29 protein-coding genes and 1 pseudogene are annotated in these 26,045 nt (G+C 32.9%); 10 read left to right on the top strand and 20 right to left on the bottom strand.

All coding sequences use genetic code 11. From position 1 onward, the window contains the following. The first annotated feature begins 20 nt into the window (after positions 1 to 20). Genes BLQ93_RS02370 through BLQ93_RS02355 form a run of 4 tightly spaced genes read left to right on the top strand, consistent with a single transcriptional unit; the run spans position 21 to position 2,899 of the window. Positions 21 to 692, top strand: a complete 672-nt coding sequence (locus BLQ93_RS02370) for a 2,3-bisphosphoglycerate-dependent phosphoglycerate mutase (RefSeq protein ID WP_092127934.1) — start codon at positions 21 to 23, stop codon at positions 690 to 692. Next, positions 689 to 1,102 carry an LUD domain-containing protein gene (locus BLQ93_RS02365; RefSeq protein WP_092127932.1) on the top strand — a complete coding sequence of 138 codons (414 nt, stop codon included), beginning with the start codon at positions 689 to 691 and terminating at the stop codon, positions 1,100 to 1,102. Before BLQ93_RS02370 ends, BLQ93_RS02365 begins: the two co-directional genes overlap by 4 nt. After that, positions 1,090 to 1,494 carry an archease gene (locus tag BLQ93_RS02360; RefSeq protein WP_092127930.1) on the top strand — a complete coding sequence of 135 codons (405 nt, stop codon included), beginning with the start codon at positions 1,090 to 1,092 and terminating at the stop codon, positions 1,492 to 1,494. Before BLQ93_RS02365 ends, BLQ93_RS02360 begins: the two co-directional genes overlap by 13 nt. Continuing rightward, positions 1,487 to 2,899, top strand: a complete 1,413-nt coding sequence (locus tag BLQ93_RS02355) for an RtcB family protein (protein ID WP_092127928.1) — start codon at positions 1,487 to 1,489, stop codon at positions 2,897 to 2,899. The genes BLQ93_RS02360 and BLQ93_RS02355 overlap by 8 nt, the downstream gene beginning before the upstream one ends. 31 nt (positions 2,900 to 2,930) lie before the next feature. On the opposite strand, the gene BLQ93_RS09855 is transcribed toward BLQ93_RS02355, so the two are convergent. The 4 genes and pseudogenes from BLQ93_RS09855 to BLQ93_RS02335 all read right to left on the bottom strand — a co-directional run bounded on the left by BLQ93_RS09855 (position 2,931) and on the right by BLQ93_RS02335 (position 6,282). Further along, positions 2,931 to 3,629 carry a dehydroquinate synthase/iron-containing alcohol dehydrogenase family protein gene (locus BLQ93_RS09855; RefSeq protein ID WP_425389227.1) on the bottom strand — a complete coding sequence of 233 codons (699 nt, stop codon included), beginning with the start codon at positions 3,627 to 3,629 and terminating at the stop codon, positions 2,931 to 2,933. A gap of 48 nt (positions 3,630 to 3,677) precedes the next feature. Beyond that, positions 3,678 to 4,193 (bottom strand): annotated as a pseudogene (locus BLQ93_RS09850) (iron-containing alcohol dehydrogenase); the annotation flags it as partial. Positions 4,194 to 4,202: 9 nt separating this feature from the next. Further along, on the bottom strand, positions 4,203 to 5,495 hold the full coding sequence (locus BLQ93_RS02340; protein ID WP_092127925.1) for an acetamidase/formamidase family protein: 1,293 nt from the start codon (positions 5,493 to 5,495) through the stop codon (positions 4,203 to 4,205). Between the two features lie 79 nt (positions 5,496 to 5,574). Beyond that, entirely contained in the window at positions 5,575 to 6,282 is a 708-nt protein-coding gene (locus tag BLQ93_RS02335) for an N-acyl homoserine lactonase family protein (protein WP_092127924.1), read from the bottom strand. 150 nt (positions 6,283 to 6,432) lie between these two features. Here BLQ93_RS02335 and BLQ93_RS02330 point away from each other — a divergent pair, with 150 nt between their 5' ends. Genes BLQ93_RS02330 through xerA form a run of 3 tightly spaced genes read left to right on the top strand, consistent with a single transcriptional unit; the run spans position 6,433 to position 8,277 of the window. Next, positions 6,433 to 6,993, top strand: a complete 561-nt coding sequence (locus BLQ93_RS02330) for a D-sedoheptulose-7-phosphate isomerase (RefSeq protein WP_025392175.1) — start codon at positions 6,433 to 6,435, stop codon at positions 6,991 to 6,993. Beyond that, positions 6,981 to 7,466 carry a D-glycero-beta-D-manno-heptose 1-phosphate adenylyltransferase gene (gene rfaE2 / locus BLQ93_RS02325; RefSeq protein ID WP_216818723.1) on the top strand — a complete coding sequence of 162 codons (486 nt, stop codon included), beginning with the start codon at positions 6,981 to 6,983 and terminating at the stop codon, positions 7,464 to 7,466. Before BLQ93_RS02330 ends, rfaE2 begins: the two co-directional genes overlap by 13 nt. Further along, complete coding sequence (gene xerA / locus BLQ93_RS02320) at positions 7,450 to 8,277, top strand: site-specific tyrosine recombinase/integron integrase (protein WP_092127920.1); 828 nt, start codon at positions 7,450 to 7,452, stop codon at positions 8,275 to 8,277. Before rfaE2 ends, xerA begins: the two co-directional genes overlap by 17 nt. Position 8,278: 1 nt before the next feature. Here xerA and BLQ93_RS02315 read toward each other — a convergent pair whose 3' ends face one another. Further along, complete coding sequence (locus BLQ93_RS02315; RefSeq protein ID WP_092127918.1) at positions 8,279 to 8,938, bottom strand: peroxiredoxin; 660 nt, start codon at positions 8,936 to 8,938, stop codon at positions 8,279 to 8,281. 362 nt (positions 8,939 to 9,300) lie between these two features. Beyond that, on the bottom strand, positions 9,301 to 10,047 hold the full coding sequence (gene surE, locus BLQ93_RS02310; protein WP_025392179.1) for a 5'/3'-nucleotidase SurE: 747 nt from the start codon (positions 10,045 to 10,047) through the stop codon (positions 9,301 to 9,303). Positions 10,048 to 10,144: 97 nt separating this feature from the next. Between surE and BLQ93_RS02305 the strand changes: the two genes are divergently transcribed. Then, a complete protein-coding gene (locus tag BLQ93_RS02305; protein ID WP_092127916.1) occupies positions 10,145 to 11,293 on the top strand; it encodes a glycosyltransferase family 4 protein in 1,149 nt (382 codons plus the stop codon). Then, positions 11,265 to 11,873, top strand: coding sequence for an HAD family hydrolase (locus BLQ93_RS02300; protein WP_092127914.1), 609 nt, complete (start codon positions 11,265 to 11,267; stop codon positions 11,871 to 11,873). The genes BLQ93_RS02305 and BLQ93_RS02300 overlap by 29 nt, the downstream gene beginning before the upstream one ends. On the opposite strand, the gene speB is transcribed toward BLQ93_RS02300, so the two are convergent. The 9 genes from speB to BLQ93_RS02255 all read right to left on the bottom strand — a co-directional run bounded on the left by speB (position 11,868) and on the right by BLQ93_RS02255 (position 19,734). Further along, a complete protein-coding gene (gene speB, locus BLQ93_RS02295) occupies positions 11,868 to 12,695 on the bottom strand; it encodes an agmatinase (protein ID WP_092127912.1) in 828 nt (275 codons plus the stop codon). The two genes, BLQ93_RS02300 and speB, sit on opposite strands and share 6 nt — an antisense overlap. Continuing rightward, entirely contained in the window at positions 12,692 to 13,174 is a 483-nt protein-coding gene (locus tag BLQ93_RS02290) for a pyruvoyl-dependent arginine decarboxylase (RefSeq protein WP_025392183.1), read from the bottom strand. The genes speB and BLQ93_RS02290 overlap by 4 nt, the downstream gene beginning before the upstream one ends. Continuing rightward, a complete protein-coding gene (speD, locus tag BLQ93_RS02285) occupies positions 13,171 to 13,569 on the bottom strand; it encodes an adenosylmethionine decarboxylase (protein ID WP_025392184.1) in 399 nt (132 codons plus the stop codon). Before speD ends, BLQ93_RS02290 begins: the two co-directional genes overlap by 4 nt. A 110-nt stretch (positions 13,570 to 13,679) precedes the next feature. After that, positions 13,680 to 14,195 carry a hypothetical protein gene (locus BLQ93_RS02280; protein ID WP_092127910.1) on the bottom strand — a complete coding sequence of 172 codons (516 nt, stop codon included), beginning with the start codon at positions 14,193 to 14,195 and terminating at the stop codon, positions 13,680 to 13,682. After that, positions 14,192 to 15,262 carry a PilW family protein gene (locus BLQ93_RS02275; protein WP_092127909.1) on the bottom strand — a complete coding sequence of 357 codons (1,071 nt, stop codon included), beginning with the start codon at positions 15,260 to 15,262 and terminating at the stop codon, positions 14,192 to 14,194. Before BLQ93_RS02275 ends, BLQ93_RS02280 begins: the two co-directional genes overlap by 4 nt. Continuing rightward, on the bottom strand, positions 15,259 to 15,651 hold the full coding sequence (locus BLQ93_RS02270) for a prepilin-type N-terminal cleavage/methylation domain-containing protein (RefSeq protein ID WP_159427473.1): 393 nt from the start codon (positions 15,649 to 15,651) through the stop codon (positions 15,259 to 15,261). The genes BLQ93_RS02275 and BLQ93_RS02270 overlap by 4 nt, the downstream gene beginning before the upstream one ends. Further along, positions 15,629 to 16,060, bottom strand: a complete 432-nt coding sequence (locus BLQ93_RS02265; protein WP_159427472.1) for a pilus assembly FimT family protein — start codon at positions 16,058 to 16,060, stop codon at positions 15,629 to 15,631. Before BLQ93_RS02265 ends, BLQ93_RS02270 begins: the two co-directional genes overlap by 23 nt. Next, on the bottom strand, positions 16,057 to 19,455 hold the full coding sequence (locus BLQ93_RS02260; RefSeq protein WP_092127903.1) for a pilus assembly protein: 3,399 nt from the start codon (positions 19,453 to 19,455) through the stop codon (positions 16,057 to 16,059). The genes BLQ93_RS02265 and BLQ93_RS02260 overlap by 4 nt, the downstream gene beginning before the upstream one ends. A 3-nt stretch (positions 19,456 to 19,458) precedes the next feature. After that, positions 19,459 to 19,734 (bottom strand): hypothetical protein, encoded by a 276-nt coding sequence (locus BLQ93_RS02255; protein ID WP_092127900.1) that lies wholly within the window; start codon positions 19,732 to 19,734, stop codon positions 19,459 to 19,461. A gap of 171 nt (positions 19,735 to 19,905) precedes the next feature. Between BLQ93_RS02255 and nikR the strand changes: the two genes are divergently transcribed. Next, positions 19,906 to 20,319 (top strand): nickel-responsive transcriptional regulator NikR, encoded by a 414-nt coding sequence (gene nikR, locus BLQ93_RS02250; RefSeq protein ID WP_092127898.1) that lies wholly within the window; start codon positions 19,906 to 19,908, stop codon positions 20,317 to 20,319. 1 nt (position 20,320) lies between these two features. On the opposite strand, the gene BLQ93_RS02245 is transcribed toward nikR, so the two are convergent. The 5 genes from BLQ93_RS02245 to BLQ93_RS02225 are packed head-to-tail and all read right to left on the bottom strand — an operon-like array spanning position 20,321 to position 25,985. Then, entirely contained in the window at positions 20,321 to 21,073 is a 753-nt protein-coding gene (locus tag BLQ93_RS02245) for an ABC transporter ATP-binding protein (RefSeq protein ID WP_025392192.1), read from the bottom strand. Beyond that, positions 21,070 to 22,077, bottom strand: coding sequence for a FecCD family ABC transporter permease (locus tag BLQ93_RS02240; protein WP_092127896.1), 1,008 nt, complete (start codon positions 22,075 to 22,077; stop codon positions 21,070 to 21,072). Before BLQ93_RS02240 ends, BLQ93_RS02245 begins: the two co-directional genes overlap by 4 nt. After that, complete coding sequence (locus BLQ93_RS02235) at positions 22,077 to 23,117, bottom strand: iron ABC transporter substrate-binding protein (protein ID WP_092127894.1); 1,041 nt, start codon at positions 23,115 to 23,117, stop codon at positions 22,077 to 22,079. The genes BLQ93_RS02240 and BLQ93_RS02235 overlap by 1 nt, the downstream gene beginning before the upstream one ends. After that, positions 23,118 to 23,792, bottom strand: a complete 675-nt coding sequence (locus BLQ93_RS02230; RefSeq protein ID WP_092127892.1) for an FmdE family protein — start codon at positions 23,790 to 23,792, stop codon at positions 23,118 to 23,120. 9 nt (positions 23,793 to 23,801) lie between these two features. Continuing rightward, positions 23,802 to 25,985 carry a TonB-dependent receptor gene (locus BLQ93_RS02225; protein WP_092127890.1) on the bottom strand — a complete coding sequence of 728 codons (2,184 nt, stop codon included), beginning with the start codon at positions 25,983 to 25,985 and terminating at the stop codon, positions 23,802 to 23,804. Positions 25,986 to 26,045: the final 60 nt, after the last annotated feature.

The raw sequence follows: 26,045 nt of genomic DNA, 5'->3' as shown, positions 1-26,045 counted from the left end.
ATATAACAAGGGGGTGAAATATGTCACATTTAATTTTAATAAGACACGGTCAATCAATTTGGAACGATAAAAATTTATTTACCGGGTGGGTAGACATTCCTCTTAGCCAAAAGGGCATTTTTGAGGCATTAAATGCAGGCGAAAAGCTCTCAAAATTTAACATCGATATCGTATATACTTCAAAATTAGCAAGGGCTATACAAACAGCACTAATTTTACTATCAAAACTTGACACGCAAAAAACACCCGTTATTATTCACACAAAAGGAAAGATGAAAAAATGGTCAAACTATGCAAGCAGTATCGAAATAATACCAATTATACAAAAAAAAGAATTAAATGAGCGATATTATGGCACACTACAGGGTTTAAACAAAAAAGAAGTAGGTTTAAAATATGGCGAACAACAGTTAAAACTCTGGCGCAGGAGCTTTGATGTAGCACCACCTGGTGGAGAATCGCTAAAAGACAATCTGAAACGCACACTACCTTTTTTCAAACAAAAAGTTGTCGAACAACTGGAAGATGGTAAGGATGTTTTAATTGTAGCTCATGGAAATAGCTTGAGAGCTATTACAAAATACATAGAAAATTTGGATGAAAACCAAATTATTAAAGTTGAAATACCAACGGGCACACCTATTGTTTATAATTACGAAAACAAAATATTTAAAGACAAGGTTATTTTATGATTAATAAACTAAAAGAATCCTTAAAAATCAACAAAATAGAGCTACTGGAAGTTCAAAGTTTTGTTTTTTTGGCTGAAATGGGACTTGATATTTCAAAAGATTACGACTGCCTAGGCAACATTGGCTTTGTGAAAGCTCTTAGTGTATCAGCAGAAAGTGCTCAAGCTATAATAGACATTGATAAAAAAGAAAAATTAGAAAAAATAATGACTGTTCAAACACTCTATATTCTATTTAGCTTTAACGATATAAAAGAAAACCTCATCGAAGCTTATAATCTTGCAAAGCAAAAAAAGCCAAGTGCATATTTTATTTTTGTTTCACAGGAAAGCAAAACAGCCGATATAGAAAAAACACTTGTAAGTGGTGTACAAGGACCAAAAAAAGTAATTTTTGTATGCGAAAAATAGAAGATTACTCAAGCGATATTGCAATAATAATAAAATCTAAAACCAAAAAAGGACTAATAAAAGAAGCAATATATGCATGTTTTGAATACCTATTGGGCAAAAAACCTATGTTAGGTAAAGAAAAAAAAGTTATCTTTTTTGAAATAAAAGGCAACTTAGAAGACGGTATAGTTGATGCATTGAATTTTTTTCTAAAGACATTTTATATTGAAAAATATGTCCCATATAGAATTTATGTAAAAGAAACAAAAGAAAAAAATTTTGAAATTAAAGCTTTTGCACGTTTGTTTAACGGTAATTTAATCCATTACATAAAAGCCGCAACATACCAGGACAATAAAATAGTCCAAAAAGGCGATATGTTTACTTTAAAGGTAGTTTTTGATGTTTAATATTGAAAAAGTTACAGATTACTTCTATAAAATCAAAACAAATACTGTTGATATAGAAATTTACGCAAACAAAACAATTCTAAAAAAAATAGGAGAAGATGATACTTTAAAACAGGCTCTAGATATAACAAAACTACCTGGCATAAAAAAAGTTTTACTAATGAGCGATGCACATCAAGGCTATGGTTTTCCCATAGGAAGTGTTGCTGCTTTTGATTATGAAGAAGGTATCATATCACCTGGCGGTGTTGGATATGATATAAATTGCGGTGTTAGAGCTATTAGCTTAAATGTTGATGTTGAAGAAGTGCAAAAAAACGCGGAAAGGATTCTATATGGACTATATGCACAAATTCCAAAAGGCGCTGTAAGTGATAAGGCAATCTACTATTTAAACGAAAAAAAACTCAGACAGGTAACATTTGAAGGTGCTGAATTTGCAATAAAAAATGGTTTTGGAGAAAAACTGGACCTTCAGGCAATCGAAGATAATGGTCGTATAGAAATTAACAATGATTGTCTGACAAATGATGCTGTTGAAAGAGGAAAAACAGAGCTTGGATCACTTGGTAGTGGTAATCATTTTTTAGAAATCGATAAAGTTGAAGAGATATTCGATAAAAAAATAGCCAGTGCTTTTGGTATTTATCAGAACTACCCTATCTTACTCTTACATACAGGCTCAAGGGGTCTTGGTCACCAAATTGCAATTGACTATTTAAGATTATTTAAAGAAAACGCTAACCAAAAAAAATTATCGTTTCCAAATAAAGAACTTACCAGCTTACCATTTTCTGACAAATTAGCTAAAGATTACTTTGAAGCAGCAAATCAAGCTGCAAATTATGCTTTTGCAAACAGGCAAATTTTAGGTTTTAAAGCTTTACAGATAATTTTTGAGATTTTAAAAAAGCCCATTAACTACACATTAATTTACGATATTGTTCATAATATCGCAAAAATAGAGCAACATAACATAAATGGCAAAAACCAAAAATTAATAATCCACAGAAAAGGTGCAACGCGGGCATTTTATGCAAAACACTCAGCTTTGAAAAATTCACGTTATTTTGAGATAGGTCACCCTATCCTTATACCAGGTACAATGGGAAGCAACTCTTATATTTTAGTTGCCAATGAGTCAGACCAAACTCTAAATAGTATATGCCATGGTGCAGGCAGAGTGTTGGGCAGAAGGCAAGCTATAAAAACACTAAAAAATCAAGACTTAATAGCTCAATTAAAACAAAAAGGTATACTGCTTCTTGGAGATTCAAAAAAAGGCTTGCTTGAAGAAGCACCGCTAGCCTATAAAGACATAGACGAAGTTATTGATATAACGATAAAAGCTAACATCGCAAAAAAAGTCGCAAAACTAAAACCCATTCTTGTTATTAAAGGTTAATAATAAATTTTAGTTTTATGTTTACTTTTTATTACCAATTCTTCAAACTCTTTCTGTAAATCTCCCTTATATTTTCAATCTTTACCGGCCTTGGACTACATACAAGAAGCCTTTGAACCTGCATAGCAGCCTGGGATAGTTCTTCTATGTCTTTTTCACTAAAGCCAACTGCTTCTATACCTGATGGAAAATCAATATCTTTCATTAATTCCACAACAGCTTCTTTTGCCAGATAAGCACCTTCTATATCGCTTAAACCATCTGTATTTTTGCCCATTAGCTGCGCAACCTTTTTTAGTTTAGATGCACTTGTTGGTATAATAAACTCAAGTGCAGCTTTAGCTGTAACGCATACCGATATACCATGCGGTAACTGATGGTTTCTTCCAGCTAAAGGATATGCAAGAGAATGTGGTATATGAACACCTGCGTTTCCAAATGCGCCGCCTAAGTGAGCAGCCAAAAGCATATTGCTTCTTGCTTCTAAATCGTATGGGTTATGACAGGCTCTCCTTAGATATTTGCCAATAAGCTCAATGCTTTTTTCTACAAATAGATCAGAAACAGGGTTTGCACCAATATAGACTGGTCTTTTATCTGGAGAATCTGGTCTTATTCTTGCATAATATGGAAGAGCAGTATAAGCTTCTATTGAATGCAGCAATGCATCCATACCGGTAGAAGCAGTATAGTAGCTAGGAAGTGTTACAGTTAAAACCGGGTCAAGCAAAGCTAAACTTGGCAGTAAATACTGATGGGATATGCCTACTTTAAGTTTTTCCTTTTCTAAATCAACAATAGCAACAGGCGTATTTTCGCTACCTGTGCCTGCTGTTGTTGGAATTGCAATTAAAGGCTTAAGTGGTCCTGGTATGGTTTTGCCAAGACCTGTGGGTGGTGCTACATAATCTTTGAAGTCTTACGTTGGGTATGTGGTGTAGAGGTTAAGCATTTTTGCTGTATCTATGGATGAGCCACCACCAACGCCGACAAAAGCATCATACGTATTGCCTTTTATAGATTCGAGGCCTTTCATAAAAGCAGTGTCTATTGGTTCAACCGGAGAAGAGTCAAACACATCAAAACCAATACCAGCTTTTTCCAGGCTATCTTTTATAGTATTTAGTATATCTGTATTTTTGCTAATATTTTCATCTGTAACTATAAGAACCTTTTTTGCACCCATTCTTTTTACTTCATAGCCTACTTCACTTGCAACACCTTCGCCAAACTTTACCTGAACATTTCTGACAGTAAAAACACTGTCATTAGGAGAAAAATAGGATAAATTCATTTTAACCTCCTAACTTTCGTATTTTTTACAAACAATATCATATAAACCAGCGTTTTTTAACAAACTTATTGGTGCTAAAAAAGTAGCTGACACAGTACCTGGTAATCTACCTATTTCAATAGCACCTGTAATTGTGGCTCTATTTTTTACTTCAGGTATTGATATTCCTAAAACTTTAGACGCTCTTTGCAAAGCATTATCTGTTGCTTCATTTATGTTGGCACCACTTCCAACAAAAGAAATAGGCAAAGATTCTTCAAGTTCAACCATACCCCATATAGAAGCTAGTTTTTTTGCAATATCTTTCTCCTGGCATGAAAATGGTTTTGCTAAATAAGGTAAATCTTCAATATTAGGTAAAATAATTGGTCCTTCAAGTTCGACATTTTTTAAAATCTCAACTTGAGTTACAATAATACCGGATACATCTGTTGTATGACCTGCAATTTCACCATCACCCTGCATAGCGTGCATATCACCAAAGTAAACTCCAGCGCCATCGACTTTAACAGGCGCAATTACTATAGCACCTTGCCTTACTTTATTAATATCCATATGACCGTCTGTGCGCAAAGATAATTGTTCTTTTTCTATAGCATATTCATGCGGTGAGCCTATTAAAAATTGGCCAAAATCTCCAGCATTGTGAGAATCTGGCATAGCAATAGCAGGAAGCGTGCCAAGTTGACCCATAAACGGCCTTAAGCGAGCAGTTAATCCTGCTATGTCGGATTGTGCAAAAACAACAATTGGATTTTGTATAGAATTATCAGGTATTTGCATATAATTTTTTGCATCTTTTGCAGCAATTTCTGCAGCATTTTTGTTAAGTGTTATACCTATTTTATAGTTTTCATCAAATGCTATTGTGTATCCATTTGTAAATTCAAAAGGAGCTATACTCTCGCCGCATACTTTACATTTTATGGCATCTTTACCAATCCCATCTATATAGGTTTCTGGGTATAAAGTGTTGCATTTTGGACATTTAGCTGCAACAAAAGGATCACCTATAAATCTACCTTCAATAGCTTTTTCATTTCCAGATGAAGTCACAATTGAAGTAACTTTTATTGAATGAATTTTTATCGCAACACTGTCACCTACTTTTGCACCTTCTATAAAAACAGGCTTTGTTACTTCATGACCACCTCTTATGGCTGGAGTTATCATTGGACCCCAACATCCCGGTGCAGTGTTTGCAATAATGTAACCACCATTTTGTAATGGACCAAGCATTGAAGCTTTAGGATCTAATATTCCATTTGTAAACTCATTAACAAATACAATTCTACCTGACATATAACCCTTCCTTTTACTCATAATATTCTGGTGCTAATTTTATTGTTTTAAAGAATTCAGGATCATGCCCAAACCAGATCTAAGCATCTTCTGCTTTTGCAAGCTCACCCAGGGATTGTACAGAGTATGCAGCATCTGCAAAGTTAAGTGCAAAGCCAGATGGTATGTTTTTTTCAAAATTATCTTTTAAGTAAATAGAATCACCAGTAATAATTACGTTCTTGTGCTTTTTAAGTCTAACAAGAACACTTTGATGTCCTGGAGTATGACCTGGCGTTGGAATAATAAATATTGCACCATTAAACATACTTCTGAAGCCTACAATAGGTTCCCACTTGATATTTGGATCTTTAATATCATTTTTGATATAGGCTGCATCCATTAATGGGTCAGGAAAAAATGCATACCTTAATTCGTTTAGCTGGACAATTACTTTAGCGTTTGGGAAAAACCTTGTGCTTCCTGCATGATCTAGATGAAGGTGTGTTTGTATGATATAGGAAATATCTTCTGGTTTTATACCAAGTTTGGATAGTGCTACAACTGGCTGTTCTTCTTCTTTCATAACCGGGTAGTAAACATTGATAATATCACCCCATGTACCTTGCGGATCCTTTATGCAACCTGGAGATATTCCGCTATCTATAAGTACTTTTGTGCCATCTATATCAACCATAAAATATGGCACAGGAATATCAAAAGGCTCACCAATACCCGTGTTGAATAAAAACTTTTCTTTAGTGGATTTTAAAATTCCACTACTGAATGCATACAATTTAACACTCATCTAAACCTCCTTTTAAAAAATACTTTTTAAATTAAAATATACCATAATTAACTAATTTCAATAAAAGATACAAAATTAATAACTTTATAAACAAAAATACTTGACCTTGTTATAATTTTAAAATATGATACATTAAAAAAGGGAGTTGTTATGGATTTTGTAGAACTATGTGAGCAAACCGCGCAAAAATTTTTACAATTACAAAGTAGACAAAAAGAACTAGAAAATATTTCCACAGTTATATTTAATGCCTTAAGTAATAACAATAAACTGTTGATTTTTGGCAATGGCGGCTCTGCAGCAGATGCACAACATATGGCAGCAGAACTTGTTGGCCGGTTTTTAAAAGAAAGAAAAGCCATAAGTGCAATTGCACTAACAACAGACACATCCATAATAACAAGCATTGCAAACGATTATAGTTTTGACAAAGTTTTTGAGCGTCAAATAGATGCTCTTGGTAAAAGAGGTGATATAGCCTTTGGTATATCAACAAGTGGTAACTCAAAAAATGTTTATTTAGCCATTAAAAAAGCAAACGAAATAGGTCTTACAACAATTGCGCTTTTAGGTAAAGATGGCGGTATAATAAAAGATATTGCCAAAATTAGCTTTATAGTTGATTCAAATTATACACCAACGATTCAGGAGTTGCATATCTTTATAATTCACAATATATGCAAAATCATAGAGGATTTATGGACAAAATAAAATCTTTCGAACAGATAAAAGAAATCATTGACAAACTAAAATCCTTCAATAAAAAAATTGTTTTTACAAATGGCTGTTTTGATATCATTCACGCAGGTCATGTAAATTACCTTCAAAAAGCAAAGCAGTTAGGCGATGTACTTATTGTAGGTTTAAACTCTGACAAATCCGTTAAATCAATAAAAGGTGAAAAAAGACCAATAAACAATCAAGACGATAGAGCCTGCGTTTTAAGCGCATTTTATTTTGTTGACTATGTTGTAATTTTTGATCAAGACACACCATACGAACTAATCAAGATTATTCAACCGAATGTTTTGGCAAAAGGCGCAGACTGGGAAGGTAAAAACATAGTAGGAAAAGATATTGTAGAAAAATCGAATGGCAAAATAGTATTGATTGACTATTTAGAAGGCAAATCAACAACATCGATTATAGATAAAATTCTTAAAGCATATGGATATACTGGATAAATTTTTAAATTTTTTGCAAAATAATTATCAATCTAAATACACAATAAATGCGTACTATATAGATGTTTGCCAATTTATTGATTACAAAAAAACTTATGTTATAAACGAAAATGATATAAATGCTTACGTTTTATTTTTAAACAAAAACAAAAAAAGTCCATCAACAATAAAACGAAAATTATCTGCACTCAGTGTTTTTTACGATTTTTTGAAAAAAAGCGGCATTTATAACTTTGATCTAAAGGGTTTAGTAAGACCAAAATCACCAAAACCTCTACCAAAATTTTTAGATATAGACGAAACACTTTCATTTTTAGAAAATGTAAGTTCTCTGCGAGATAAAGCGATAATTTCTCTACTTTATTCAAGCGCACTTAGAGTTTCTGAACTTGTAAATCTAAACATTGAAGACATTAATTTTTCAAACAATACAATTTTAATAACTAGAAAAGGCAATAAACAAATGAGTGTCCCAGTCAGTCCAAAAACCCTAAATATATTAAAAAAATATTTAGGTAACAGACAAAAAGGCAGCGTTTTTTTAAATAAATTTGGCAAAAGGTTAAGTCAACGCTCCATTGAAAACATAGTCAAAAAACACGCTAAAAAAACACTTTTAAAGGACATCTCGCCACACACCCTAAGGCATTCTCGCGCTACGCATCTTTTAAATAACGGTATGGATCTAAGGATCCTGCAACGTTTTTTAGGGCATTCATCTATACTTGCAACCCAAATCTATACGCATCTTTCGCTGCAGGATCTAATTAAAGCATACGATACATTCCACCCTTTAAACAAAAAAGATTAAATTATTTCTTAAAGCATAAATACCAATCTATACATTGGTAATTTTCATTAAGTCTTTGTTTTGCGCCTTCAACGGTAAGCGGTGCTCCAACAATAACTTTTTCTTCGCTAAATTCCCAGGTTTGTTTGGAACTTACCCAGTTTGCGGGTGTAGCAACTTTATCAGAATCGGTTTTTTGCAAAGCTTCAAGAAGTCTGATTATTTCTTTAATGTTTCGACCATTTGTTAAGGGATAATACAAAATAGCCCTAATAATACCTTCTGGATCAATAAAAAATACAGCTCTAACAGTAGCTGATGCACTTGCTTTTGGATGTAGCATTCCATACAGTGAGGCTACTTTGCCCATTGGGTCTCCAACAACGGCAAACTGTATTTTTTCGTTCGCTTTTTCTTCGATGTTCATTATCCAAGAAATGTGGGAATAAATTGAGTCTACAGAAAGACCTAAAATTTCGCAGTTTCTCTTTTTAAACTCCTCGTACTCTTTATTGAAAGCAATAAATTCTGTCGTGCAAACAGGTGTATAATCAGCAGGATGAGAAAAAAACACAACCCATTTTCCTTTGAAATCATCAGGAAAATTGATATAACCTTTTGTTGTTTGTGCTTGAAATTCAGGTGCTTTTTCACCTATTAACGGTAATCTTTGCTCGTCCATATAAACCTCCTTAAAATAATTATCTTTTTATTATTTTATTTATATATCTGTTTTATTTATATATCAAGTAAAATTTTACTTGATATTTTATAGAAATTAATTTTATTTAATAAAAAACTGACCAAAGCAACATCTCTTAATATATTTGGCGGTATAGCACAATGCAATAATTTGCAAAAATATGGTTCGCTACCAGTTTTATAAAATAACAAGCTTGTTTACACTATATCAGATAGAGATATTTTTAAGTTAATATAAGCATAACAGCTTCAAGCAAATGGATTAGAATATACGCTCAAATATTAGAAAGCCAATTAACTAAAAAATTTGGATTTGTATTAATTCAAAAGTTTTAATTTGTTTTAATCTGTTTTAATGAGTTTTTCTAAAAGCGCATAATTTGTTAAATCGGCTTTTATTGGTGTAATGGATACATAGTTGTTTTCCAGTGCCCAAAAATCAGTATTCTCAGAATTATTAGTTTTAATTAAATGACCGCCTATCCAAAAATAAGAGTTTTTTCTTGGATCCTGACGCTTAATAATATTTTCTTGATAGATACGAGAACCCTGTTTGGTAAATTTTATACCTTTTATTTGATCCAATGGTTTGTTTGGTACATTAACATTTAAAATTGTGTTTCCATTTAAATCTATGCTTTTAATTATTTCTATAACTTTTTGGGCATAGAAAAAAGCGCTGTCAAAATACTTTGGTTCATCATCAATCCATGCAAGACTTATAGCAAAAGATTTTATACCAAGCAATCTTGCCTCAAATGCTGCTGCAACAGTACCAGAATATATTACATCTTCACCCAAATTTGCACCATCATTTACACCAGAAATTACCAGATCAGGCAAATTATCTTTGTATAAATACCTGATTGCTATTAAAACACTATCTGCTGGGGTACCATCAATAACATGTACATTTTCCTGAACTTTCCTTAGTCTGAGAGGTCTGTGTAGAGTAAGAGAGTGACTTGAGCTGCTTCTATTTCTATCTGTAGTCACTATAAAAACTTCGTTATTTTTTGATAAATATTCCTTTAATTTACTTATACCTTCACTAAAAAAACCATCATCGTTTGTTAATAGGATTTTCATAAACAAAACCTTTGCCTAATTCCTTATAATAATAATCTGATTTAATGTCAAGAAAAATCTTGTATGTACCTAAAAATCTGGTATAATAAAGGAGTAGATGAAAAAAGTATTGCTCGTATATAAAAAATTATCAAACTATGGTGGTACAGAACGCTCCATTGTATATACAGCAAAAGAACTTATTGAAAAAGGCTACAGCGTAAAGATTTTAGCATCGCAGGTAGATAAAATAGATACATCAAATCTTGATATAAAAGTTATAAAAGTCCCCCACTGGCCAAGCTGGCTGAAACTTGCAAGCTTTGCTATTGTAAGCTATATTTACATAAAAAAAGCCCAAAAAGACAATTATATTTCATATTGCTTTGGAAACAGTATAGGTTGTGATATATTAAGAGTAAGCGGTGGAACTCATAAATGTTATGTCAAACAAGCCTATTTAAGACATACAAATAAATTGTCCTTAATGCTTGCCAAATTAAAACGAAACTTATCTGTTTATCATTGGTTGTTAATATATATTCAAAAAAAAGCTTTTACTTATAATAACACCAAGTATTTTGTTGTCCCTTCTGAATATGTTAAAAACCAATTAATACAAGGTTATAATGTTGATAGTTCAAAAATTGTTATTCAATATAATAAAATTGATTTAAAAAAATTTAATCCCGAAAACAAAAATAAAGTATTTTTAAAAACCCTAAACCTAAATCAAGACAAATTTTATTTCTTGTATGTCTCAACAAACTTCTGGCTTAAAGGTTTTTTTTACTTACTTGATGCTTTTAAGATTGCATGCAAAGATAAAGAATTTTTTGCCAGAGCACACTTAATTGCTGTTGGACAAGATAGCGTTAATAAATTTAAAGCAAAAGCCAAAAAACTATCAATTGAAAACAAAATATCATTTTTTGGAAAAAGAAATGATTTAGAAAACTTTTATAAGTCTTCTGATTGTTTTGTTTATCCAAGTTTATACGATAGTGCAGGTTTTGTAATAGAAGAAGCGCTTGCCTGCGGTCTACCAGTTATTGCAAGCAAATTTGCAGGCTACAGTGAGCTTGTAGAAAAATCTAAAGCAGGCATTGTAATAGATCCTACAAATCTTAAAGAATTTTCAAAAGTGCTATTAGATTTTTTCTACAAGAAGACTGATGAGCTTAAATTAATGTCTAGTAATGCATCTAACTTTATGGTACAATTAGACAAATTAGAAAATGAAGACATTTTTGATAGATTTGGATAAAACGTTATACAAACCTCAAACTGGTATATTTGACCATATTAACAAAAATATTAAAAAATTTATGATGCAATATCTAAATATGGAAGAAAAGTTTATAGAAAATTTAAGATCTTTTTATGTAAAAACATATGGTTCTACACTTATGGGATTAATTAAAAATTACAACATTGATCCTTATTTTTTTTTAGAGTTTGCACATAATGTAGATTTATCCTCTATTAAACCAAATAATAATTTGAAAGAAAAACTTAAAAAAATAAATGGCAAAAAAATCATCTTTACAAGTGCACCCAAAAAACATGCTTTAAATGTTTTAGAACGCCTAGAAATCCTTAGTGAATTTAATGACATATTTGATATAATAGAAGCAGACTTTATAGCAAAACCAAATAAAGAACCTTACATTAAAATTATTAAAAAATTTCCTTCTTTGTTTTATACAATGATTGATGATATGGAACAAAATTTAATTACAGCAAAAATGTTTAAATTTAAAACAGTACTGGTTAATACAAAAAAATCTGATTGTGTAGATTTATGTGTTGAAAGCTTTGAAGAAATACCTATTGAGTTTTTATAAAAAACACAAGACTTCCCTTGCAACACTTGCTGCAACAATTGAAGAAACGCCGCTTGTGTCATATTGTGGTGATAATTCAACTATATCGCAGCCAACAATATTTAAAACGCTAAGTTTTTTGAGACAATCAATTAGTTCTTTGTAAGTAACACCACCAGGCTCTGGTGTACCTGTGCCTGGGAAAATTGAAGGGTCTAATACATCTAAATCTATTGTTAGATAAACTGGCCTATCACCAATCCTTTCAACAAAATCTTGAGCTTTATCAAAATTAAACAAACATAAGTTTTCTTTTCTATATGGGAGATTTAGATCTGTGCTATTTAAACTTCTAATCCCAAGTTGGTAAACATTTTCAAAACCTACTATTTCACAAACACGCCTAATTACACTCGCATGAGACAATTTTTCTGAGCGATAAGAATCTATTAAATCACTATGAGCATCTAAGTGTACTACTGAAATATTTTGGTATTTATTTGCAAATGTTTTGATTAAAGGAAAAGTTATTAAGTGTTCTCCCCCAATAGATAAAAGCTTTTTTCTGTTTTTAATAAGCTTGTAAGAAAACTTTTCTATTATATCAAGCACAAAAGCTTTATCACCAAATGGCAAAGGCATATCACCCATATCACAAATTTTTTTTTCTCTTAAATCTTTATCAAAATATGGCGAGTAAGACTCTATACCGTAAGAATTTTCCCTTATAGCGTTTGGAGCAAACCTTGAACCAGGTCTAAAAGAGGATGTGCCATCATAAGGCACACCCACAATAACTATTTGAGCTTTTTCAAAACTTGAATTTGCACAATAATAATTCATTTCCACCACAACACAACACAGGCAAAAGCACAACCGCATTTTTCAACTGTGTGTTCGGCAGAAATACTAACAATTTTTTCTATTTCGTAACCTCTTCTATCCATTCCCCACTTTGCCATCTCAATAACTATTCTTTCTGCCTCATTTTTTGAGATATCGTAGTTTTCGTATTCCATAATAAGACCATTTTTTGTTTTGTCTTTAGGTATTGCTGCTGCAACAGCTGCAGCAATTTTTTGTCCTTTTTTATCTGACACTATCGATGCATAAGCAACGGGCACTAGTGCACCCAATGGAAGCTTGATTTCTTCTTGATACTCGCAGTTTGGTGGCAAAATTGAACTCATTTTTACAAGGTTAGTATTTCCTACACCGCTTTCAAGTAAAGCTACATCAAATGCATTTAACAAAGTCAAGCCTTCTGCGTTAGAAGAAGAAAGCTTATAAATATTTGGAACACTTGAAAAGATGTCTATCATTGCTCTACCACCAAATTACATTGAGCTTTATAAGTAAAATGTTCTAAGTCGAGGACACCTCTTAAAACCTCTTGCTCTTTTGTGTAAAGTGGTTTGAGCAAATTCTTTAGATACTCATGCGCTTTCCATGGATCTGCAGAATCCCCGCATGTAAAAAAGTCTATTGCTGCATAACCATATTCTGGCCAAGTGTGGATCGCCAGATGAGATTCGGCAATTATAACTATACCGCTTACGCCAAAAGGCTGGAAAGTTCGAAAAGATGAAGAAATAACAGTAGCGTTTGCAGCTTTTGCTGCATCGTTCAAATACTTTTCCAAAGCAACCACATCATTTAAAATGTCTTTATCACAGCTAAAGTACTCTGCTAAAATATGCCTCCCGAGTGCCTTCACCCATGTGCCCTCCTTAAAACATAAAATTTTTTACTAGCTTTTAAAATGCTAGCAGCCTTTTTTAGCATTTATTTTAAAAATTGTCAATACCTTTTTAAAAATTTGCAAAATCACTGACCCAATGCATAAACAAAATCAAGACCTGATTTGTCAAGCCTTGTAGAGTTTGTTGCATCAATTGAAACCGAATAGTAGTATTTTGCAGGGCTTGAAGATGCAGCACAAGGTGGCGCAATAGTCGTAGATGTTATAGTAACATTTACAGTGTAATAATCACTGCTTGAGTTAATCTTGCCAAAATTTATAACAAGATCTGGGTTAGAATTTAAACAATTTCCCCAATACTGTATTGGATTTTCTCTTTTTGTTCTAAAGCATGTTTGATCATTTATATTGTAAGAATTATCTGGCAAACTTGGGTTTTGCCCCCAATACAGAGCATCTATTATAACCTCTGCACCACCAATTGCTGCATCGTGCGCACTTGCGTATTGCTTGTACATGCCACTCATTTTTGTCCCAGAAATGACAAGCCACATCAATGCACTAATTAAAGTCAATGCCATAAAACTAAGCAGTATCGCTACAATTAATGCTATGCCTTTTTGGTTTTTTAAATCTTTCATTGAACTAAATTCCTCGGTACTATTGATAAATTAATTGTCTTCCATTGGTAATGCACTTGATTGCCAGACGGTGTAAAAGTGCTTAAAATACCCGTGTCGCTATCGCCAAGATTGATTGTTTTGGAATTTGTATATTCTTGGTTAAACTTTCCAGATTGTTGGAGTATAAATATTCTTATTTCTTGAGTGTTTTGAGCATCAATTTGACTACCAAGAGGGTTTTTGCTTGTATACCAATTATTGCCACTTTTAATTGCAACCTCAAAATCCTTAACACAATCCAAAAGCGGCTGTTTGTTTATTGCACCATTTGATTGGTTAATGGTAGCTCTATATAATTCATAAGTTGAAGGCTCGCAAAATTTTGGCAAATTAGTATTATCCAAAAAATAATCTACTCTATTAAAAGGCATGCGAAGTGTAGTATCTGCATCAACACCATACACAACATATGTATAATCGGATGGTGGTATATTGGCATTTGATGGAAGTGTGCTAAGCTTAAAGTAATACAAACCGTTTGATTTAGCATACAGGTCTTTATTGTGTAAAATTATTACATAATCATTGTCATCTGTGCCTTTTGTAAAATGATTGTCAGCTTCATTTTTTGGCCAGCTTAAACTATCGCTGTAACCCTGAATTTGCCAATTTGTGCCATCATAATACATTACGCTCCACTTCCTTGAAGCAGAGTTTATATTGGCTATAGTTGAACGTATAACTAAATACGAAGCATTGTTATATGTGCCAATTTGCACTGGCCAAGGCACACCTGGTTCATTATTGTAATTATTAGCTGGACTTGAGGATGCTTCGGCATAGTTGCTTGAGTCGACCCCTTTGGGTATGCTTTGCGTAAGACCATAACCTGCCATCTCGCAATCGTACCTTAGCAAATCAATACCCATTAATGTATTAATCTGGGATTTTTGCGTGCTTGAATGATAAAAGGATAACTTTAAAACTTTGACAAAAGTATAATAACCTATTGCCAAAGCCACCATAACTATAAATAGCGTAACAATAATCTCTAAAAGCGTAAATCCTTTTTTATTGTGATTCATTGTTTCCTCACTACAACAATCCTTGTTGTATGCTCTAATTTACCTTTATAATTCCAACTAAAATTTGCAATACATATGGTATTTGAAGTCTGGTCTTGTTTTGTAGTTTGTATTGTATAGCTTGGGATATACTTTGATATAGTTGAGTTTGTAATATTTATATTTGTTGGTTGAGAGTAATCATCACAAAGCGCAATATTCGATTCAATCTCATTGCGCTTTTGATCAATGATTTTTAGCACAGCATTTCTTACTTCATTTTGGCTTTCTACATTCATTGCCAGGTTTAGTGCACCTAAAAGCCCAATTAAAGCAATCAAAATTATAAATAGCGCAATTATGGCTTCTATCAAAGAAAAACCATTTTTATTGCGTGCAGCTTGTACCATCATAAACTCCTGATATTATTCTTGTAAAAGATACGCTTGTGCAGTTTGGGTTATTGCTTTCAACAGTATATACGCTTGCTGGTGTAGGATATCCAAGCGGGTAAAATATTATTGGTGAGTTGGCTGGGTTTGTAGAACAACTATACTTTAAATTTATTGGTCCTTTAATAATTTTGTTGTTTGTAGAGTCAAAAATTGTGTAGCTATTTGCAGAAAATACGACACTTACCTGGACTTTGCGTGTAAATGCGTATGTTTTTGACCAATCTAAATCTGATTCAATCTGGTTAAACTGACTTGTAATCTCAAAGCTTTTCATGTATTTATTAAAATTTGGTATAGCAATAGCAAGTACTATAGCCAAAATCGCTATAGTTACAATAACTTCAAGCAATGTAAAAGCTTTCACTTCTCCAACCACTGAATAATAATACCTTTATTTGTTCCAGCTGGGACTTGCGTTGGTTTTTTAACAGCTGGTATACCGGTATATGTGCCAATAATTCCTGTTGTATTAGAAGTATTTGCACTTGCTGAATACAAGCCTCCAGAAGATGTAGAAATAATATAGCTTTGTCCGCTTGTATTTGGTGCACCCGTTCCGCAAGATAGAGACCACACTCTTGTTTGGCCGCCATAACCACTGATGCATAAAGATTTAGAAGCATTTCCCCCACCTGATGGTATTGCTGTTGTAAATGTAACAGAGTTTGAATCTGCTGCAGGATCACTAATATCTCTTTCTCCCAATTTTGCATCAAGTGGTACGTACCATGAAAAACCTGGTACATAAGATTTTCCTATTTGATTAGATGGTGTAATTTTTGTTAAACTAACAGTACAACTTTCTGAATTTATACAGCTTGTCACATCTGCGCCAAAGATATTTTCGTTTGGACTTGTAATACCATCTGTAGCTTTAAAGTACCTGCCTGTCCCAAAATATATATATTGTCTGCTATTTTGGCACTTTGAAGTCGCAACCTGAGCGGTAACTGGCCCAATATCAATATTAAAAGTAACGGGCACGATTTTCCATTTTGTATAATCAGCATTTTCAAAAGTATTAAGTAAAAAAACCTTCCCATGCCAATTACCACTGCTGTCTTTATAGGATATACCAAATGGTATTGCTGCTGTTAAGCTATTTGAATTATCCACTATGCCTCCAGTAAATAATCTTCCACCAAAAGCATTCTTGTAAATTGAGCCGCCAAAATTTGTAATGGTTTGTTTAAGCTCTCCAGAAAACAAATCTAATATATATGCGCTCAAAGACTGATTTGATGTTCCATCATAATCGGTTGGGCCAGATAAAAACATTACAAAATACTTATTTTCTTTATCATATTCTTTTATTATAGCAGGTCCAGAATAGCTAAAACCTAAACTTGCGTCGCTAAACTCCCACAACAAACTTGGGTTTTTGGGGTCTGTAACATCAAGTGCATAGTATGAAGAATAACCTGCGCCATTTGCATCACTTGGTGGATTTACACAACCACCAAGCCTCATACCTCCAATTAGGATTGTTTTCACACCGCTTGATGTAAAAACTCTAAATACAAAAGGTTCTAAATCATTAAAATATATATGTTTGCTTGCATCATAGTTTGGATCTGCCAAGTATTTTAAATACGGCAAGGAATTTTTTGGTATAAATGCCCAAAGCTCACTGCCCACCTTGTCATTGTCATCTGTGCAGGTTATGTTTCCTTGACTATCTGTTGTAAATTTATCATCATTGCAAAGTTTTACTATCGTATCTTTTTGGTAGGTATTTATGGGCTGCCCCATAAGAAACGCATGCAGCATACCATCGTTTGCACCAGCAAATATAACATTGTAGGTTTTTGAAGCGTCGTTATAGTTAACTGCCTGCATAACAGCTGGAGACGAATATACAATATCACCAAGCTTCCAGACGCCTGTTGTACCACTTTGAGTAACGGTGCGATTTCTTGCGCCACTTATATCTGTGCCTCGTATATAGTTTATTAAATTAGTTGCTTGATTTGAGCTACCCAGATAGTCTGGCAAACTGCCAAAATAAGGACTTATTTTATTAAGATTAACACTACTAAAGTCTATTAAAGTTTTGCCATCAACTGTAGTATAAATAGTCCTTTTGTCCGGGCTTGTACTAAGCAAAACCGCGCCTGATTCAAATACCGGTGTGTTGTTGTCAAATACACTTGATGGGTTTGTGCCAAAAGTTATTGTAGGGTCTGTCGTGTCAAGCTGTTTGTTGCCATTGTCTGCTTTCAGCAAAGGCGCAGAACCAGGGCTCTGGTATAGCCACCATGCATATAGCTTTCCTACCCAAGAAAGTGTATTACCATTATCAAATGTTTTTTGGGGCCAAAATACAGATTGCAAAACAATAGAACCCTGATTGCTTGAGCTTGCAATGGCTGCAGATGAGCCAGATGAAACATTTTTTGCTATATCTTCAAATATCGCAGCAAGGCTGTTTTTTAGCTCAAGTGCATTGTTTGCACTAAAGGCTGTTGGAGGATTTGTTTGAGTTGGATCCGGGTTTGGCGTGTAGCAGTAGCTGCCGTATGCACCGTAATAGCCATAATCTGTATTTGAGCAACTATTATTGCAATTTGAACAATTAGTAGGATACGTAGCAAAATTATTTGACCCGTAAAGTGAAACATTCTTTAGTGCCTTAAAACCACAAGCACCGCTTCCTGTGCTTAAAAACATACCCACACTGTAGACTCTGTTTATCTTAAAATCTGTGTTATTTAGCGTCCTTTTAAATTTATTGTGCATATACCATGCAGGCTTTAGTGGATCACCACCTGTATTCCAATCACCATCAGACATCAAAATTACATAGTTATTGGCGCACTCTGCAGAACAAAAATCACAGTTTTCTGTTATACAGTCTTGGTTGCAGGGCTGATACATAGGATCCTTCCATGTACCCTGACCATAGCTGAAACCGTTGCCGTATGGGTAGCCTTGGCCTTTACAATCTGTATCTATATCTAGAGTGCCTTGATTAAAATAATCCAAAGCTGCTTTCATCGCTGGTCCTGTTGCCGTTGCACCACCTGGAGTTGCACCGTTTATCATTCTAATTAAATATGTATAAGGATAATTTGGATCAGTATTGCCTGAGCTATCATAACCGCCAATATATACTTTTTTTGTATCTACGTTTGACGAAAACATTTCTAAACCAATGCGAGGCTTAACATTTTTGGAATCGTTAGCTAAAGATAAAAGCAAAGAATTATTTATTCTACTAATTGGAGAAAGGATTTGTATACCATTATAAGTTGATAATAAAATACTACCGCTTATTTTATCATTTGGGTTAGGAGTTCTTGGGTCGCAGTCTGAATCTGCAGATGAGCAATGCGCTGGTGAGCCTCCAGTTAATACCCACTGCAAAAGGTCAATGCGTGTCATATAGTGGTAATTTAGACACGATCCTTTATAGCTTGTATCAGAGGAAATATAATAACTGCTCTTTGGACATGCAGCTGCTTTAGCATTATTATTTATATACCAATAAGAACCATTGTAAGAATAAACGCTATTTGGGTCAAAATAGCCCTCTTCGTTTCCTTGATAAGGACTACCAGGAGTATAATAGCTAGGAGCATAAGCAGGCCAGCTCATAGAGCCGCTTATATCCATAACAATTAATACATTTGGAGCTATAGCAGTCTGCTTACCAAGAAACGGTGGTATTGCAGCAGCACTTGGCGAGGAACAATCTGCAAAAGACACATTAGCAGAAAAAACCAAAAACGCTATTGCCAAAAACAACTTCTTTATCATCTTTTACTCTCCTGTAATTACAATAGCTTCTTCACAATCTTTTACCAAATACAAGGCAATGTTTGAGTGCTCTTTTAATTTTTTCAAAACTTCATCATTTTGTATTGAAAAAGTATGAATGCCTGTGCATCTTTTAGAGTATACATCCACTTTGATCGAGGAATCCTTCAAATTAATGCTAATTACTTTACCAATAACCATTGTATATTCTGCCGCAAACGATACATTGATATACACTAACAAAGCTATACTTATTACCAAAACAAATACTTTTTTCATACTGCAACTCCAAATTTCTTTAATTTTAAATTATATTTTATATTGGATGATTTATAAATGCAAGCAAAAAATTAAAAAATGCAATAAAAAATACATAATATTGACAAAATATTTTAGTCAAGTAAAATAAGTTTGATTGTTTTGGTAAACAAAAACTTTGGGAGTATACTTATGGATGAAACAATTAGATTCAGCATATCTTTACCTGAATCTCTTTTAAAAGAATTAGATGAAAAGATGATAAAAAAAGGTTACGCTTCAAGGTCTGAGTTTGTTAGAGATTTAATAAGAAAAGAGCTTGTAGAAGAAAAATGGTCAAGTACGAGTGAAGAAGTCTACGGCGTATTGACTATAATTTATGATCATCATAAAAAAGAATTAGCAGAAAGACTCATTGACATTCAACATGATTGGCCACTTAATATTGTATGCACGACACATATCCACATGGATCATCACAATTGCCTGGAAAATACTATTTTAAGAGGCATACCAGAATCAATTGAAGAAATTGCAATAAAAATAAGTGGACTAAACGGCGTGAAGTTTTCCAAACTCACGCGCGCAGCAAGTATTGAAAAATGATTTAAAAGTAAGGAATGCATATCTTTTTTCCTTTTTGGTTTAATATATCCATTTTAACACCGTATGTTTTGTCTATGACACAGTTATCCAATTGTTCTAAGCTGCAAAAATCAATAACATAACCATCCCTTAGAAACAGTAATTTATCAGCATAATTAAAAGCGATATTGAGGTCGTGCATAGCTACTATAACTATAAGGTTTTTTTGTACAATCAAACTTTTTAATAAACGCATGACTTCAATCTGATTCTTTAAATCAAGGTTATTTAAAGGCTCATCTATTAGTAAAATTTTTGATTCCTGCGCTAAAAGTTGTGCAATGCGAACTTTTTGTGCTTCTCCCCCGCTTATATGGTCTAGTTTTTTTAGTGATAAGTGGGCTATATTTAGCATTTTTATAATCGATTGAACAATTGCATAATCTTTTGCGCTAAATGAATTTTTAATGTGTGGTTTTCTTGACAATAAAATACTTTCAAATACACTTAAACCACTATTTCCAGAACTTTGGGCAAAATAAGAAACTATTTTTGAAATTTCTTTAAAAGACATTTTGTTTAATAATCTACCGTCAAATATTACTTCTCCAAAAGGTTTTAAAAGCCCAGATATACATTTTAGCAATGTTGTTTTTCCTGCACCATTTGGCCCTAAAAGTGCCAAAAGTTCACCTTTTTTTGCAACAAATGATACATCTTTTAAAATTTTATTGTATTTGTAAGAAAAACTCATATTTTTAACTTCTAAACTCATTTTTTACCTCTTATTATAAGATAAAAAAATGCTGGAGCACCAATAAATGAAGTTACTATACCAACAGGCAAAACAACGTTTTGTAAAACATTTTTAGCAAGTAAATCTGCCCCAACTAAAAAAATCGATCCAGTAATTGAACTTGATATTAAAAAATAATCAAGACCCATTATCCTTTTTGCAACATGAGGCGCAATTAAACCAACAAAACCAATAATGCCGACAAATGCAACAATACTTGCACTAAGCAAAGATGCAATTACCATACTGGTAAGCCTTAAATTTTCTACGTTTACACCCAAAGACTTTGCTTGATCATCACCAAAAAGCAATAACTTATAGTCTATCGAGTTTTTTAAAAAAAACAAAAAACTTAAAATATACAAAACAAAAATTACAAATATTTCATGATAACTAGCCCTTGAACAATCACCAAACATCCAAAAAATAATAGCGCTAATCTGCGTATCACTTGAAAAATACTGTAAAATTGCAAGTAACGCGCTAAAGAGCGATCCGATTGCAACACCAGATAAAATAAGTGTTTCATTTGATGCATTTTTTAACTTTGAGATAAATACTATTATAAATGTTGCAATCAAAGAACTTAAAAAAGCACTAAAACTTACAGCGTACGGATTTTTTAAAAAAGCAGAACCAAAAAAAATTGCCAAAGCTGCACCAAAGGCACTTGAAGATGAAATTCCAAGTGTAAATGGTGAAGCTAATGGATTTTTAAGAACAACTTGTAACACAGCCCCGCATAGCGCAAGTCCACCTCCTGCTAAGCTAGCAGTAAGCGCTTGGGGCAGTCTCATTTGCCAAATCACAAGCTCTGAATTTGAATTAGCCTTAAAAACAAGCGCTTTTAGACATTCGTAAACTGAAATATTGTAAGAGCCAATCATTACAGAAGCAAAAATTAATACAAAAAGAATAATTACTAAAGCCAAAAGATAAAACAATTTTATTCTTTTTTGCTTAAGGTATGTTTTTGCTATCATTAAAAATTTAACTTGCCTAAATTCCTTTTGTAAACTTTAAGCATTTTATCGTACAAAGGTTTATTAAGCAAAAATTTGTATATTTCATCAGCTATTTGCTTTATATTATAATTTTGTTTATAAACAACATTGGCTATAAAGTATGTATCAATTAAAGCATTATCTATATTTGTAGCGTAGTAATTGTATGGCCACTCAATATACACATTGCCATTTTTAAAAGCACTTAAACTTTTATAAAATTGTTGATTTTTTTTATAATCTTTTTCAACCAAGGCTAAGCCGCCCAAATCAATAAATATATACTGGGGATTTAATTTTAGAATTTCTTCTTTACTAACCATAACTGCACCTTGAGATTTTACGCTTTTGATAACATTGTCTATACCAAGTAATTCAAAAGGTAAAAAATTGCCTTGAGTGCTTTCTATGCCATGTGCGCCCTTCATGCCCAGTGCTCCAATATATGCACTGACTTTTGGTTTATTTAAAGAAATTTCTTTAATATAGTTAAATTGCTTATCCAAAAAAGATATGATCTGTTTTGCTCTGTCTTGTTTGTCGCAAGTTTGCCCTATTAACATTAATGATTTTTTAAAATCATCATTATTGAAGGTTGCAATCTGACCATAGCTTAAAACAACAACTGGTATGTGTGTTTTATCCTGTATTAATTGTGCACCATTTTTGTCTAGCAAGTATGTTACAAAAATAACATCAGGTTTTAAGCTTAATATCTTTTCTGTATTTATACTAGAATTTGGACCACCCTGGCCTATAACAGGCAATTTTAATAATTGTTGGTTTGCAATCATATATGGTGCAGTAGATTTTTTTTCTATATTTTCTATGCCAACTACATTATTAGCTAAATCCATATAACAAATAAGCCTCAATGTGCCAGGACCAATAGCCACTATTCGCGAGACTTTGTGATTAATAGAAACGTGCCTTCCCAATAAATCCACGACTTCCATCGCGTTAGCTTTATTTGCAATAATAACGAAAAAAACTACGAGAAGTATAATAAATCTTTTCATTTAAACCTCCAAAAATAAAGATTGTATTGTTTGTATACCTCTTCCAATTAAAGCCTGGTATTCTATATTTGCGCATGTAGCGCAATAGTGTTTGCCGTCTTGTTCAATAATTTTTGTTGACATAACAAGCTCAGAACAGTTATCACACTTAAGACTGTCAAAAATTGGTGCTCTTTCAATAGGTTTTATTTTTACAGGTTTTATATCAAATATACTATTATCAATCTCTAACATTTTATAGCCTGTTTCTTCCCATAAAGCAGACATTTCCTTTATTTCCTCTTGGTTGGCGTTTCTTTGCTTAACAACTTTGTCAAAAAGCTTAAGTCCTCTTTTTGGAAAGTAACCTTTAACTTTATCGGAATCCATGTATAACCTTAAGCCTTCAAAATTGCTTCTTCTAACTATTGATAGAGAATTTTTACCAGTATCTAAGTAAATGAGGCTATTGTTTCCTATTGTGCATCCTGTTGCAATCTGAACACCATCAAGAAAACAGTTATTACACTCAACAATCGCAAGCAAATTTTCATTAATTGTATCTTCCGTGCTTGCACGTTTTATATTTAACTTTGATAAAAGCAACAGAGATGCTTTGACACCAAGCGCTACATAAGGGCAAATATGGCCGTGAAATTTTTTTGCATAATCCAGCCATTCTTTTTTGTAATTCATTAAAGCCCCCTAAAATGTTAAGCTTGCAGTTAAACTCGCATTAAACGGCTCGCCTGGATAAAAACTTGTATTTCCAGCAAGCGCATCATCCATTGAGTTTATAACAGCAATGTATTTTTTATTTAATATGTTGTTTAATTGGAGTGATAGTTTGAGTTCGTGCATTTTGTAGATATTTTTAAGTGTATAATTTATTTGTGCATTAAGTGTAGCATAAGATGCCACTTCTTGTGTGTGACCTGCATCTGCATACCTTGATCCTACATAAATAACAGAAGGTATAAACTGCCACTTATCATAATTTACAATAAATCCGCTTTTTATAAGCCATTTTGGCACATCAACAATTTGCTTATCCTTGCAACCAATCAAGCTACCTTGGTAGCTAATATCATTATCGTAGGTTAATCTAGTAAATGAAGGATTAAAAAAGAATGTGAGGTAATCATTAACATAAGCATTAAATGCAAGCTCAAAACCATAACCTGTAGCTTTGCCGATATTTTGTTGATAGTTTAACTTAACACGGGGGTCATAAACTGTTGTTAGTAAATCTTTTTGTTTTGAGTAAAAAAATGTTGGTAAAAGATCAAACCATGAACCTCTAATGCGTGCACCTAAATCAATATTATCTGAACGCTCAATATTGTACCCATCAAAAAGATCATTTAGCGTTATATGTGCTTTTTGAAATGCTTGCCTATTTGTATTATATAAATTAATAAGCGGCATGTAAGCATATGGTCTAATAAAGTTTCTGCCATAATTTGCATAAAGTTCAAACTCATCACTAAATTTATAAGATAGGCCTACGTTTGGCAACCATATATCGTAAAGTCTTTCCTTTCTGTCTAAGTCTGGCGCTCTAACCAAACTATATGGGGCAGTTTTGCTTGTTACATAGCCTTGTGAAGCAGAATCGTTAAATCTAAAATACTTTATACCTGCCTGGGCTTTAAATTTTTGGTCTTCAAAAGCAACCTGTAAAAATGGTGATTTTATATATGTATCACCAGTTGTTGCAAATACACCATAGCCTCTATAAGATAAATTATCACCTAAAATTGCATAATTTTGTGAATATATATCCATATTGGAAACTTCGTATTGCATACCACTTGAAACTTTAAAATGATTAACATTTAGATCAAACTGTGCAATAATGCCTTTTCTATCTATATCTCTTGTTCTTTTTTGAACAATATTTTGTGGAGAAATACCTTGCCAGATATGTGTATTTTCCTTAGAATAATACGGTTTTAGCACTACATCAAAAATATTGGTTGGTTTTATTGTTAAAATGCTAAAAAAATCAGTATTTTGAAAATCACCATGATTATACCCAAAATAGTTTATATCTTTTGAAGCAACAGATGTTTTTGAACTATTATAATCAAGGTTTGTATCGTCAATTTGAGCATAGGTCAAAGCTCTATAAAGGTTTTGTTTCACAAAATTGTAGTTAAAAAAAACTTTAGCATCAAACACATCGCCAACTGGTTGATCAAGCATAAAATTTACATTGTTCCTTGGGCCGATCTCACCAGGACCTCTCCATTTATTTGCAATGCCGTATGAGTATGACACACTAAATCTTGTATTGGTTTTATCGATATTTCCAGAATCAAACCTGAAAAAATTTTCGTACAATTCATAAGAGCCATAAGTTTGCTGCATTTTAAACTGTGTTGTTTTAAGTGGCCATAATGGTACAAGCTCAATTGCTCCACCTCTATTTCCAACGCCTACGCCTAAGCTTGCTGGCATTGCAGATTCGTAAACTTTTATTGCCTTAAAATTTTGCATATTGTAAATATAATCTCTGGGTCCCATAGGGTTTCCGCCATAATTTGGTATACCTTCTACTGTCATTGCCCCCAAATAACCACGCACACCTCTAATTCTAACATTTGTGCCTTCTGCATAAAGTCCACTTGAATCTGCATTTTCAATGCTAACATCAGGCAATATATTAATCGCATTATAAACGCTTGTTTGTGCTTGTGTTCCCCCTAAATCCATACCTTGTTTTGTTACCTCTAAACCGGAAAAAACAGTTTGTTCTGTTTGTTTGGTGGGTTCAACAATTGGTGTTGCGCTTACATTTACAGCTTCTAAATTTTTTGAATCATCGGCAAAAGCGTAGTTCGAAAGGATTGTTAAAAAAAGACACACTAACCATACTCGCTTCATCTTCCCCCTCCTAATATTATAAATTATAGTTCCGTAATATTATTTATCACAGTGGTAATT

This window comes from Desulfurella multipotens, assembly GCF_900101285.1.
Classification (GTDB): domain Bacteria; phylum Campylobacterota_A; class Desulfurellia; order Desulfurellales; family Desulfurellaceae; genus Desulfurella; species Desulfurella acetivorans.
The sequence above is the reverse complement of the archived record's forward strand: the minus strand, read 5'-3'. Positions and strand labels throughout refer to the sequence as shown.

Coding starts and splice junctions, on each gene's coding strand:
- speB (WP_092127912.1), bottom strand. CDS start 12,695: ATGAATTATTATTGTGCAAATTCAAGTTTTGAAAAAGCTCAAATAGTT.
- BLQ93_RS02240 (WP_092127896.1), bottom strand. CDS start 22,077: ATGATAGCAAAAACATACCTTAAGCAAAAAAGAATAAAATTGTTTTAT.
- BLQ93_RS02260 (WP_092127903.1), bottom strand. CDS start 19,455: ATGATAAAGAAGTTGTTTTTGGCAATAGCGTTTTTGGTTTTTTCTGCT.
- BLQ93_RS02370 (WP_092127934.1), top strand. CDS start 21: ATGTCACATTTAATTTTAATAAGACACGGTCAATCAATTTGGAACGAT.
- BLQ93_RS02225 (WP_092127890.1), bottom strand. CDS start 25,985: ATGAAGCGAGTATGGTTAGTGTGTCTTTTTTTAACAATCCTTTCGAAC.
- xerA (WP_092127920.1), top strand. CDS start 7,450: ATGGATATACTGGATAAATTTTTAAATTTTTTGCAAAATAATTATCAA.
- nikR (WP_092127898.1), top strand. CDS start 19,906: ATGGATGAAACAATTAGATTCAGCATATCTTTACCTGAATCTCTTTTA.
- surE (WP_025392179.1), bottom strand. CDS start 10,047: ATGAAAATCCTATTAACAAACGATGATGGTTTTTTTAGTGAAGGTATA.
- BLQ93_RS02365 (WP_092127932.1), top strand. CDS start 689: ATGATTAATAAACTAAAAGAATCCTTAAAAATCAACAAAATAGAGCTA.
- BLQ93_RS02230 (WP_092127892.1), bottom strand. CDS start 23,792: ATGAATTACAAAAAAGAATGGCTGGATTATGCAAAAAAATTTCACGGC.
- BLQ93_RS02300 (WP_092127914.1), top strand. CDS start 11,265: ATGAAGACATTTTTGATAGATTTGGATAAAACGTTATACAAACCTCAA.
- BLQ93_RS02235 (WP_092127894.1), bottom strand. CDS start 23,117: ATGAAAAGATTTATTATACTTCTCGTAGTTTTTTTCGTTATTATTGCA.
- BLQ93_RS02355 (WP_092127928.1), top strand. CDS start 1,487: ATGTTTAATATTGAAAAAGTTACAGATTACTTCTATAAAATCAAAACA.
- BLQ93_RS02280 (WP_092127910.1), bottom strand. CDS start 14,195: ATGAAAGATTTAAAAAACCAAAAAGGCATAGCATTAATTGTAGCGATA.
- BLQ93_RS02305 (WP_092127916.1), top strand. CDS start 10,145: ATGAAAAAAGTATTGCTCGTATATAAAAAATTATCAAACTATGGTGGT.
- BLQ93_RS02330 (WP_025392175.1), top strand. CDS start 6,433: ATGGATTTTGTAGAACTATGTGAGCAAACCGCGCAAAAATTTTTACAA.
- BLQ93_RS02315 (WP_092127918.1), bottom strand. CDS start 8,938: ATGGACGAGCAAAGATTACCGTTAATAGGTGAAAAAGCACCTGAATTT.
- BLQ93_RS02255 (WP_092127900.1), bottom strand. CDS start 19,734: ATGAAAAAAGTATTTGTTTTGGTAATAAGTATAGCTTTGTTAGTGTAT.
- BLQ93_RS02270 (WP_159427473.1), bottom strand. CDS start 15,651: ATGGTACAAGCTGCACGCAATAAAAATGGTTTTTCTTTGATAGAAGCC.
- BLQ93_RS02360 (WP_092127930.1), top strand. CDS start 1,090: ATGCGAAAAATAGAAGATTACTCAAGCGATATTGCAATAATAATAAAA.
- BLQ93_RS02275 (WP_092127909.1), bottom strand. CDS start 15,262: ATGAATCACAATAAAAAAGGATTTACGCTTTTAGAGATTATTGTTACG.
- BLQ93_RS02340 (WP_092127925.1), bottom strand. CDS start 5,495: ATGTCAGGTAGAATTGTATTTGTTAATGAGTTTACAAATGGAATATTA.
- BLQ93_RS02245 (WP_025392192.1), bottom strand. CDS start 21,073: ATGAGTTTAGAAGTTAAAAATATGAGTTTTTCTTACAAATACAATAAA.
- rfaE2 (WP_216818723.1), top strand. CDS start 6,981: ATGGACAAAATAAAATCTTTCGAACAGATAAAAGAAATCATTGACAAA.
- BLQ93_RS02335 (WP_092127924.1), bottom strand. CDS start 6,282: ATGAGTGTTAAATTGTATGCATTCAGTAGTGGAATTTTAAAATCCACT.
- BLQ93_RS02290 (WP_025392183.1), bottom strand. CDS start 13,174: ATGATAGACATCTTTTCAAGTGTTCCAAATATTTATAAGCTTTCTTCT.